We start from the raw sequence: 10,697 nt of genomic DNA on the forward strand, positions 1-10,697 counted from the left end.
GGTGCTGGGTGGTTGCACCGGGCCGCTCGGCGTGCGGCAGGTGCCGCGCTACTACTGGTAGTCCGCAGGCACTTCGGGTCGCGAAACCGCCCGCGGTTCGAGCTGCAGACCGCGGACGTGCCGGGCGATCTCCTCCAGGGAAGCCACCCACACGCTTGGATCGTCAGTTGCCTCGGCGATCAACTGCTCCAGCGCCGCCACCCGCGAGGGCCGCCCACTGAGGAAGGGGTGGTTCGTCAGCACGAAGCATCCGCCTTCGTCCCGGATACCTGCGTACTCCTCGCGCCACGTCTGTACTGTGGCGGTCGGGTTGGCGATGGCGCCGGTGCCGGACACTCCCGGGATGTAGCAGTACTGTCCCCAGTCGTCCAGCGCCCACTGGATCGGGATCTCCACGAGCGAGGCGCCCGGTCGATCTGCAATGGCCAGTTCGTACGGGTGATCGCTGTCCATCAGCGTCGAGTCGTAGAGGAAGCCGCGGTCCGCGAGCAAGCCGGGGGTGGCATACGTCGGCTCCCACATGGGTGCCCGGTAGCCCACGGGGCGTACCCCTGCCACGTCTTCCAGCGCGTTGAGGCCCCGGTCCAAGAACTGTGCCTCGACTTCGGGTGGGACACCTTCGAGGGACTCGTGGAGGTACCCGTGGTGGCCGACCTCGTGCCCGGCCGCCACGATGTCCCGTAAGGCCCCGGGGTAGCGATGGGCGGTATATCCGGGCACGAAGAACGTCGCCCGGACCTGCCTCCGGTCAAGCATGCTCAGCAGTCGAGGCAGTCCGGTCAGCGGGCCATAGGCCTGCTGGCTGATCACGCCAGCCCGTCCCGCCATGTCGGCAGCTCCGTAGAGGACCGCTGACTCTCCGTCGAGGTCGAAGGTGAAACTGGCAGCGGCGCTCCTGCCGTCCGGCCAGGTGACTGGAGCAGCTGGGACCAGTCCGGCGTGTGCTCCCGCGGATTCTGTCATCGGAATCCCTTTCTTGTCGATGTCGTCTCGCCCCGGGCGTGGGTGGTGCAGACGGGACGGTCGAGTGCCTTACTTCTGGACGACCGAAGGGCTGGCGTCAGCGAATGCGGTTGCCGGCGGCGTTTCCGCCTCGGGAGCAGGCTCCTCCTCCGGGGCGGTGATGCCGGCCATGGCACTTCCAGTCAGCGCTTCCAGGTGAGCGTTCTTGTTCTCCTTGCCAAAGGCCGGGCCCTCCGGTCCGAAGACATGGGTCGGCATCGGACTGAGGTGAAGGAAGGCGACGTAGAGGACCGCGCCGACAATGATTGCCACGCCGAAGCTGATGTCCGCGCCACCCGCAACGTTGACGAACGGTCCAGTGAAAATGGGCGGAGCGGCGCCGAAGAGAAGGCCGACGACGGAGCCGACCAGCCAGGCGACAACAGCGCGCCAGTTCCAGCCGTGCGTGAACCAGTATCGTCCGCCCTTCTTGCCGTGCGTGAACACCTGCAGATCCCCCGGGTAGTAGTGGCCTCGGCTGTGCAGGTAGCCCACGGCGAGGATGGCCGCCCACGGGCCGGTCACGATGAGCAGCACCACCAGGAACGCGCTGACCACGGCCAGAGCGTCCCAGACGAAAGCGCCGAGGTAAACAAGAACTGTCGAGACCGCCGAGATCAGGAGGGTGGCCTGGGCCCGGCTCAGCCTCGGAATCAGTGACGAGGTGTCCAGGCCTGTGCCGTACAGGCCGATCGCTCCCTGGGCCACACCTGCGACCAGGGCGAGCATGATGAGCCCGATGACGAACCAGCCGGGGGAATTAGCAACCAGGGAGCCCACGAAGTCACCGGAGTCGGCAGGGAAGGTGGAGGCGATGAAGGCACCCCACAGGATGGGGACACAGGTGACCATGCCGGAGAAGAACGTCGCCCCGAGCAGGTTCTTCGCCGGTGTGTCGGGGTGGATGTAGCGAGCCCAGTCCCCAACGAAACCGGCGTACGAGACGAGCAGGCCCGCGATGAGCAGTGTGCTCGCCAGCCACGTGATTCCGAACGAACCGAACGCCAGGTCGCCACCGGCATAGCCGGCGTCGAAGCGCGGTGCAAAGGCGAAGACGCCGGCCAGCAGCACCAGGCTCATCAGCGGCGCCATGATCCGCTCCTGGACCTTGATGACCAAATGAATGCCGCGGATGCACACGAAAAGCACGAGCGCAGCGATTACGGCGTAGCCCAGCACTCGTTGAGCGGTGTCCGACCCCGTGTCGGCGAACCGGTTGATGCTGGTCGAAAGCGCGTCCCCGCTGGTCCACACCGTCAGGGAGATGAAACCGAGGGCGGAGAAGAGGGCCAGGGCTGTGCCGATGAACCGTCCTGCCACCCCGAAATGCGCGCCGCTGGACACGGGATTGTTGGTGCCGGTCTTGGGACCGAAGAGGCCCATCGGTGCCAGGACTAGGCCGCCGATGAAGCAACCCGCCAGGACGGATGTCACCGATGCCCACCAGCTGAGACCGAAGAGAATCGGGAAAGCTCCGAAGAGGATCGCACTGTACGACAGATTGCTGCCGTACATCGTCATCACAATGTGGTACGGCCTGTATGACCGTTCGCGCAGCGGAATGGTGTCCACACCGTGCGTCTCTTTGGTCAGGGCATTGGGCGTTTTCGGTGACGGCGTCATCGACGACATGGGTCCCCCTTGATGTGTGCGGGCGTAGATGTTGGGAGAGCTAATGGGTGGAGCGGTGCCCCTGCTGGGCGGACATGATGCTGATGAATTCGTAAGCCAGGTTCGCTGCTGCGACGGCGGTGATGGCCGCGTGGTCGTACGCCGGGGAAACCTCGACTATGTCGGCGGCGACGATGCAGTTGTCGCGCAGGCTACGGATGACCCCGAGCAGTTCGCGGCTTGTCATCCCGCCGGACTCCGGGGTGCCGGTAGCCGGCGCGAAGGCCGGATCCAGCACGTCGATGTCGATCGATACGTACAGCGGGGCATCGCCGACGCGGGCCTGCACCCGCTCGACAATTCCCTGAGTGCCGATCCGGTCGAAGTCCCGGGCATTGATGACGGTGAATCCCAGGCTCTCGTCGTCCAACAGGTCCTTTTGGTCGTAGAGCGAGCCACGGATCCCTGCGTGCACGGAGCGGTCCTTGCGGATAAGACCTTCTTCCGACGCCCTCCGGAACGGTGTGCCGTGGGTGTACGGAGCGCCGAAGTAGGTGTCCCACGTGTCGAGGTGGGCGTCGAAGTGCACCAGTGCCAGCGGACCATGATGGGCGGAAGCTGCCCGTAGGGCGGGCAGGGCGATCGTGTGGTCGCCGCCCAGGCTCACCACCGGCCGTCCGCCGGCCATGAGTCCATCCAGTCCCTGCTGGATTTCATCCATTGCTTGCGGAATGTCGAAGGGATTGCAGGGGATGTCACCAGCGTCCACGACCTGGGCGTCCGCGAATGGGCGGCTGTCCAGTGCAGGGTTGTACGGCCGCAACAGGCGTGATGCCTCGCGGATGGCGGAGGGGCCGAACCGGGCGCCGGGGCGGAAGGTTACACCAGCGTCGAATGGAATTCCCACCACTGACACGTCATAATTCGGGACATCTTCAATGCGAGGGAGCCGGGCAAAAGTTGACAACCCCGCATAACGGGGAGACTTCTGACCATCCGCCTGACCGACAATGTCATTCATTTATTGTTCTGTTCCTTTGTATTGTTTGAATCAAAAACGATTGAACCGCCCACCCAAGTCTGTCGTACCTTGATGTTGAGCAGATCCGAAGGCAGCACGGTCACAGGGTCGGCGGACAGTACCACCAGGTCAGCGAACTTTCCTGCCTCGAGCGAACCAATCTCTTCCTCCCGGTGCACCGACGCAGCAGCGCCCAAAGTATGTGCGGTCAAGGCTTCTCCCACCGTTAGGCACTGATCCTCGGAGCCAAGAACTTTGCCACTCAAAGTCCGGCGGGTCACTGCTGAGTAGACCGCTTCCAGCGGGTCTGGTGGGCAGACCGGCGCGTCCGAGGAAAGCACAAGCGGCAGCCCAGCAGCTCGAAGTTCCCCCAGAGGAGCAATGCGATCCGCGCGCTTCCCCAAGGAATGGGCTAGTTCATCCCCATAGCGGCGAACGTACTGCGGCTGAGTAACCGGCCACAGCTGAAGTTCAGCTGCCCGCTCAACCTGAGCCGGCGTCGGGCCACCAAAATGTTCAATCCGGTGGCGCACGGTATTGTTGCCTGCCTTGCGGACCTTAGCGTGTGCATCGAGAACGATCTCGATGGCTGCGTCGCCTTGGGCATGTGTGGCTGTCTGCAGTCCAAGGCCAGCGGCTCGCAGCACCAGGTCCGCCAGCTCGTGAGGTTCGTGGTAGAGATAACCGACGTTTTCACCCCCGCAGCAGTACGCGTCCTCAAAACGGGCGGTCCCAGCGGTCAGCGCACCATCTGCGTAAAGCTTTATGCCAGCAAAGGCAAGCTGATCATCTCCTAATCGACCTCCTAAGCCGAGAGCTTCGATTTCAGAAAGTAAGCTGGAAATAATCAGCATTTCCACCCGCATGGTCAACCCAGACTGACGGCGTAAGCGCAGGTATGTCTGTAGCTCGCGGGAAGTGACCTGTGCGTCAGCAACCGTGGTGACGCCCATCGAGTGCAGTTCCCGCTGGGCAACTGCTAGGTGCTCCACGAGGGTGTCGGGCTCATCAGGTATATGAAAATTCGGTCCGTTGTTGGCGATTTTGACGCCCAAAGTACCCGTTAGCCAGTCAGCTGCGGCGTCCCAAACTTCGCCGGTGAGCTGTCCCGCGGAATTCCGGCCGAAGTGCCCACCTACGGGGTCTGGGGTGTGCTCATTTACCCCCGCAGCGATTAAGGTCCAGGAATTGACGATGGCGCCATGTCCGCTGGAATGGAATACCAAAACTTCCCGGGTGGTTGATACTCGATTCAGATCGTCCTTGGTAAGCATCCGCTGTTCGGCAACGTTTCCATGGTGAAAGCCGTGACCCCGTATCGGTGCAGACGGGTGCTGCGCTGCTCGCGCTTGGAGCGCCGACACGACGCTGTCGATGCTCGGCGCCGCCTCCCAACTACAGTCCACCCATGATGCGAATTGACCGTACATTAATGGATGGCAGTGGGCGTCCACAAAACCCGGCAGTACGGTCGCACCCTCGAGGTCAATAATTTGGAGTGCGCCAGTTCCCTCAGCGCGGCAATCCTTTTCGGAACCGACACACGCGATCCGGTCGCCTCGAATCAATAGGGCTTCAGCCGTTTCAAGCCCTGCCATGGTGCGCACTGTGGCATTGCATAGCAGTAGTTCTTTTTCAGCAACCATCACTACTCTGCTCCTGATTTCAGGCTTAGCCCGCACCGGGCTTGAGTCTAAGCACGGTCGGACCTGCCAATAATAGACCTCGAAAATCACCGCGTTACGAGATCGGTGTCATGTTTTTCCGCGCTTCCGGGTCTTCCGACTTCGCCTGTGAATGAAGTTTGCGGATTTGTAGCACACATCCTGCGGAGACTGCGCAGAACAAGGCCAAGTAGCAGAAGATCAGCCAGGGATTGCCTCCGGCAATGCCCAGCAGGCTAGGAATGACGATGGGCGTGAGCACACCGGCAGTCAATGCCGCTCCCTGGTAAGCGAGGGAGGTGCCGGTGTATCGGATCGCGACCGGAAAAAGTTGCGAAAGAATATTTGCCATTGGCCCGTAATTGAAGGCGGTAAAAATCGCTGTGATACACAGCATTGCGGTGATAATGAAGGGCGAACCGGTATGCGAGAGCAGATAGAGGGGCACGGCCACAATGGCGATGCCACTTAGCCCTACGACCACCACATACTGCGGCTTCCACTTATCGCCCAACAGCCCCGCCAAGGGCATAAATGCCATTTCGAAGAGCCCGGCAATGATAAGCGCGTTGAGCACGATGGTGACGTCCACTCCAGCTTGCTCGGTGGAGTACGCCAGGAAGAACGACGAGGTGACGTAGTACCCTCCGGTAGCGACCAGCATGGCGCCAATGCCGATCATTAGCCGGCGCGGCATTCTCATAATAACGTCACGTATTGGCGCGGTAGAAATAGTTCCCTCAGATGCGGCTTTTGTAAACTCCGGCGATTCAGAGACTTTCAATCGAATCACCAGACCGACAATCAACAATACAATGGAAATCAGGAATGGATATCGCCATGAACCCTCCACCAGCCCTCCACCAATGTTTTCCGAAATGGCGAACGCAATGGATGAAAGGGTGGCACCTACCGAGGAGCCCAGTTGAGCAAAGGAGCCGTAGAATGTGCGGCGGTTCTCCGGCGCATGCTCGACCGACAGTAGGGCCGCTCCGCCCCATTCGCCGCCCATGGCCACACCTTGCAGTAGCCGCAGGGTGATGAGCAGCAACGGAGCCAATGCCCCTACCGACTCATAGGAGGGTAGTAGCCCAATGCCTACGGTACCGACGCCCATCATCATCAATGTGGTGACTAGGACCGGCTTGCGGCCGATTCGGTCGCCTAGGTGCCCAAAAATTAGTGCACCAAGCGGACGACCGAGGTACCCAAAGGAGGTGGTTCCAAACGCCACGATAGTGCCCAGCACTGGGTCCATGTCTGGCGGGAAAAAGACCTCTCGAAAGACTAGGGATGCGGCAGTCGCATAGATAAAAAAGTCATACCACTCAATGCTTGTTCCAGTCAGCGCCGCAAGGGCCGCCTGCCGTGGTTGTGAGCGTGGAGATTTTGTGGCCATGGTTGTCCTCACCTTGTGATGGCAGGCATGGGTGTCGGTGCACCAACCAAGAGTTGAAAGTTGCCCCGCTTCTGTGTGCTTGTGTCACCTGACCATAAGGGAAGGTGACAGGCGACACAATCCTTCTTTTGTTCTGTCACAAATCGTGATCCTGATGACGGTTCCCCTTCCTAGTCAACGCTCGGATGCACGGTGGCCGGCGGAGTAATCTGAACGCGCATGGAGTAGGGGACTGCCGCACGAATAGGCGACATCTGATCTGGCTTGCCGGCAGGGCGGCCTGGAAGGATGCTGATGTGCCCGCTCCCTATCCCCAAGAGTTCCGCGACGACGTCGTGCGCATGGCCCGCAGTCGCGAAGACGGGGTGACACTCGCGCAGATCGCCAAGGACTTCGCCATCCACGAGATGACCCTGTCGAAGTGGATGCGCCAGGCCTGCATTGAGGACGGCGAGAAGCCCGGGACCACCAGGGCCGAATCGGCCGAGAACCGCGAGCTGAAGAAGCGGATCCGACTGCTCGAGCAGGAGAACGAGGTCCTGCGCCGGGCGGCGGCCTACCTCTCGCAGGCGAACCTGCCGGGAAAAGGCTCCACCCGCACGTGAGTGAGCTGGCCGCTGACGGGATCCCCCTCGCGGTGACGTGCCGGGTCCTGAAGCTCTCCCGCCCGCCCTACTACCGGTGACATGGCCCGCCAGGCGATCACCGTGGTGCGGGCCGCGCCGACCTTCTCGGCGATCTCAGTATTGGAAACCCCGTCGGCGGCCAGCAGCATGATCCGCGCCCGCTGCGCCAATCCCGCCCGCACCGAGGTGGAACGGATCAGACGGGTCAGCCTCTGCCGATCGCCTTCCCGCAACAGCAGCGGGGCCGCAGGGTGATTCGCTATAACCCAAGGTCCTACCCGCCAAAGGTTCAGGTAGTTATACGACGGGCCACTACGAGGAAAACGCCCTGCATAACGGGACGCGCGCGGTCTCCGCACACAGAGGTGTGGACAGGCTCGAAGGTAGGGGAGTTCAGAGGAGGGAAAGGCCGTGGCGCGTCGGGACGCGGACTGCTCGGAGAAGCACAATGGGCGTGAACGAACGCGAGTGGAAGGACGCCGATGGCCAGGACGCAGAGCGTTCTCGTGGAGTTCGCCAACCCCGATGGCCGAATGCAGCTCCGTAGCGCATTGGAGGCGATGGGCGCCGGGGTGCGCGAAGACGCGTCCCGGATCCAGGCGAAAATCAGCTCGGGGTGGCGGATGACCCGCCCCTCCGCCCGGATCTCGGCAACCTGGCGCCCGGACGCCAACGGCGCGGTAGCAGAGGTGTCGGTGGCGATGAACGACGACCGGCACCACGAGGTCTTCAGCGAACTGGCCTCTGTTCTCGGAGCTGCTGCCCGCTTGCTGGACAGTGGCTTGTCTGCGGCGATCACGCGGATGGGCAGCGATGCCCGCTTCCTCCACCACGACCAGGTTCCTCAGCTGAGACACCTCCTGGACCCGTCTGAGACTGTCACTGAACTCGGATGGGGGACTTTGCTCAAGCGCCCGGCGCTGGTGGTGCTGACCGACCGCCGGCTCGTGTTCCTGGCCGACGAACGCCGTGACCCGCCGCTGTTTAAGCAGGTCCCGCTAGAGCACATCCGGTCGCTGCTCACCGGCCGCGGGCAGGGAGGGATGACGTTCCGGCTCGATCATGCTGCACTGGGCGGATTCAACCGGTCGTCGCAACACCCTGACGAGGAGGATGTCGATGGGCAGACCGGCTGGATGGTTGAAGGAGTTGACGGGAAGATCGCCGATGATCTCCCCGGGTGCGCCGTCGACGCGGCGGAGCATCGAACGCGAGTTCTGGAGACAGGTCGCCGTAGGACTCTCCTCGGAGGACGCGGCCGGGGTCGTCGGAGTGTCACCTGCGGTCGGTGCCCGCTGGTTCCGCCAGGGTGGCGGCATGTCGACGATCGAACTCACCGAACCCGCTGGGCGATACCTCTCGTTCCCCGAACGGGAGGAGATCGCGATCTTGCGGGAGCAGGGCACGGGCGTGCGCGAGATCGCCCGACGGCTCGATCGTGACCCGGCCACGATCTCACGTGAACTCCGGCGCAATGCCGCCACCCGTGGCAGCAAGCTGCACTACCGGGCATCGGTGGCCCAGTGGAAGGCTGAGCTGGTGGCCCGGCGCCCCAAGGCCGCGAAGCTGGTGGAGAACCGGCAGCTGCACGACTACGTGCAACAGCGCCTCGACGGTGATCTCCGCCGACCGGACGGTGGGACCGTCACCGGACCCGCGGTGCCGGGGTGGAGGGGCCGATCCAAGCCGCACCGACAGGACCGACGGTGGTCGACCGCCTGGAGCCCGGAACAGATCTCCCAGCGCCTCAAGGTCGACTTCCCCGATGATGAGTCCATGCGCATCAGCCATGAAGCGATCTACCAGTCCCTGTTCATCGAGGGCAGGGGCGCGCTGAAACGTGAACTCGTGGCGTGCTTGCGCACAGGACGGGCACTGCGGGTTCCCCGAGCCAGATCGCGGAACAAGCCGCAGGGTCACGTCAGCGCCGACGTCGTCCTCAGCGCCCGTCCCGCCGAGGCCGACGACCGGGCCGTTGCGGGGCATTGGGAAGGTGACCTCATCATCGGCACGCACCGCTCGGCGCTGGGCACGCTTGTAGAGCGCAGCAGCCGGGCCACTCTGCTGGTCCATCTGCCCCGCCTCGAGGGCTATGGCCAGTCCCCGCCAGTGAAGAACGGTCCCGCACTGGCCGGCTACGGGGCAGTGGCGATGAATGCTGCCCTGGCCGCGTCAATGACTCAGCTACCCGATCAGCTGCGCAAGACGTTGACCTGGGATCGCGGCAAGGAGCTTTCCGGCCACGCCCTCTTCACGCTCGACACCGGCACGAAGGTGTTCTTCGCCGACCCCCACTCGCCCTGGCAGCGACCGACGAACGAGAACACCAACGGCCTGCTGCGGCAGTACTTCCCGAAGGGCACGGACCTGGCTCGCTGGTCTGCCGAGGATCTCGAAGCCGTCGCTCTGGCCCTGAACAACCGACCGCGGAAGGTCCTCGGCTGGAAGACACCCGCCGAAGTATTCGCCGAACAACTACAGTCGCTCGAACAAGGCGGTGTTGCGACGACCGGTTGAATCCGCCCTGGGATCGACCCTCACCGTGGTGAACTGCTCCCGCGCTGAGGAGCTGGCGGCCGCGTTCATGCGGCTGCGCGAGAGCGCCCCGTGGGTGGAGCCGGAGGCGGCGGTGGCTGGCGTCTCCGAGAGCTCCGCGGTGACCTTAGGCGGAGAACAGATCGCCCAGCTGGAGTACCTGGGGAGGTTGCACGCCACCGGGGTGCTCAGCGACCACGAGTTCGCGGCTGCCAAGCAGAACGTTCTCGCTAGTCTCGCGCCCCGGCAGGAGCTCATCCAGTACGAGCAGCGCTCGAGCTTCTTCTTCGCTGCCTGGGAAGGCTGACCCGACGTACCGTTGCTGAGACACCCTGTTGGCCGGAGGCCCCGATGCACTCGATGCATCCGATGTCCAAAGCCATGAAAGCGGCACTCAACGGCGCGGTGTGCGGTGCGGCCGCCGCGGTACTGCTCGGTCTGGTGCTGGTCCTGGTATCGCTGGTAACCGGCGCCACGCTGGACGTGCCGGGACTGGTGTCCGCCGTCGGTGTGACGACCAACGGGGCAAGCTCCGTAGATTTCACCCTCGGATGGACGGTACTGGTGGCCGCGGCCGTTCTCGGTGGCTTGGTGAACCACAAAATCATTCGGAAGAGCCGGGACGCTGCCGTGAGAGAGCTTCCCCGGAGCTGAGACCGTGGACGGAGCAGGCCCTACCCGTTCGACCCCTGGCGCGGGGCGTCAGTGACGGGGGAGTCGTCCATGTTGGCGGATTCGCGCATTCCGCCAACATGACATCCATTGATGGGAAAGTGCGTTATCCGTTTCTTCGGTGATCGAGGTCATCGGGGCTGTTGGCGTTTCAGGTCGATGTAGTC

General features: G+C 63.2%; 8 protein-coding genes and 1 pseudogene. 4 read left to right on the forward strand and 5 right to left on the reverse strand.

Going from position 1 to position 10,697, the window contains the following annotated elements; translation table 11 throughout:
- Nucleotides 1-51 precede the first annotated feature (51 nt).
- From Q0817_RS16285 to Q0817_RS16305, 5 genes are all read right to left on the reverse strand, one after another.
- Entirely contained in the window at nucleotides 52-810 is a 759-nt protein-coding gene (locus tag Q0817_RS16285) for a polysaccharide deacetylase (RefSeq protein WP_298590619.1), read from the reverse strand.
- Between the two features lie 222 nt (nucleotides 811-1,032).
- Nucleotides 1,033-2,634, reverse strand: a complete 1,602-nt coding sequence (locus tag Q0817_RS16290) for a cytosine permease (RefSeq protein WP_298590622.1) — start codon at nucleotides 2,632-2,634, stop codon at nucleotides 1,033-1,035.
- A gap of 40 nt (nucleotides 2,635-2,674) precedes the next feature.
- Complete coding sequence (speB, locus tag Q0817_RS16295) at nucleotides 2,675-3,634, reverse strand: agmatinase (protein ID WP_298590624.1); 960 nt, start codon at nucleotides 3,632-3,634, stop codon at nucleotides 2,675-2,677.
- A complete protein-coding gene (locus tag Q0817_RS16300; protein WP_298590627.1) occupies nucleotides 3,631-5,280 on the reverse strand; it encodes an amidohydrolase in 1,650 nt (549 codons plus the stop codon). The genes speB and Q0817_RS16300 overlap by 4 nt, the downstream gene beginning before the upstream one ends.
- Nucleotides 5,281-5,374: 94 nt before the next feature.
- Complete coding sequence (locus Q0817_RS16305) at nucleotides 5,375-6,697, reverse strand: MFS transporter (protein ID WP_298590630.1); 1,323 nt, start codon at nucleotides 6,695-6,697, stop codon at nucleotides 5,375-5,377.
- Nucleotides 6,698-7,038: 341 nt separating this feature from the next.
- On the opposite strand from Q0817_RS16305, the pseudogene Q0817_RS16310 reads away from it, so the two are divergent.
- The 4 genes and pseudogenes from Q0817_RS16310 to Q0817_RS16330 all read left to right on the forward strand — a co-directional run.
- A pseudogene (locus Q0817_RS16310) lies at nucleotides 7,039-7,352 on the forward strand (transposase); the annotation flags it as partial.
- A gap of 1,138 nt (nucleotides 7,353-8,490) precedes the next feature.
- Complete coding sequence (locus Q0817_RS16320; RefSeq protein ID WP_298590635.1) at nucleotides 8,491-9,840, forward strand: IS30 family transposase; 1,350 nt, start codon at nucleotides 8,491-8,493, stop codon at nucleotides 9,838-9,840.
- Nucleotides 9,841-9,868: 28 nt separating this feature from the next.
- Nucleotides 9,869-10,165, forward strand: a complete 297-nt coding sequence (locus Q0817_RS16325) for a hypothetical protein (protein ID WP_298590638.1) — start codon at nucleotides 9,869-9,871, stop codon at nucleotides 10,163-10,165.
- A gap of 44 nt (nucleotides 10,166-10,209) precedes the next feature.
- Nucleotides 10,210-10,512, forward strand: a complete 303-nt coding sequence (locus Q0817_RS16330; RefSeq protein WP_298590641.1) for a hypothetical protein — start codon at nucleotides 10,210-10,212, stop codon at nucleotides 10,510-10,512.
- The last annotated feature ends 185 nt before the right edge of the window (nucleotides 10,513-10,697 follow it).

The organism is uncultured Kocuria sp., from assembly GCF_947500125.1.
Lineage (GTDB): Bacteria > Actinomycetota > Actinomycetes > Actinomycetales > Micrococcaceae > Kocuria.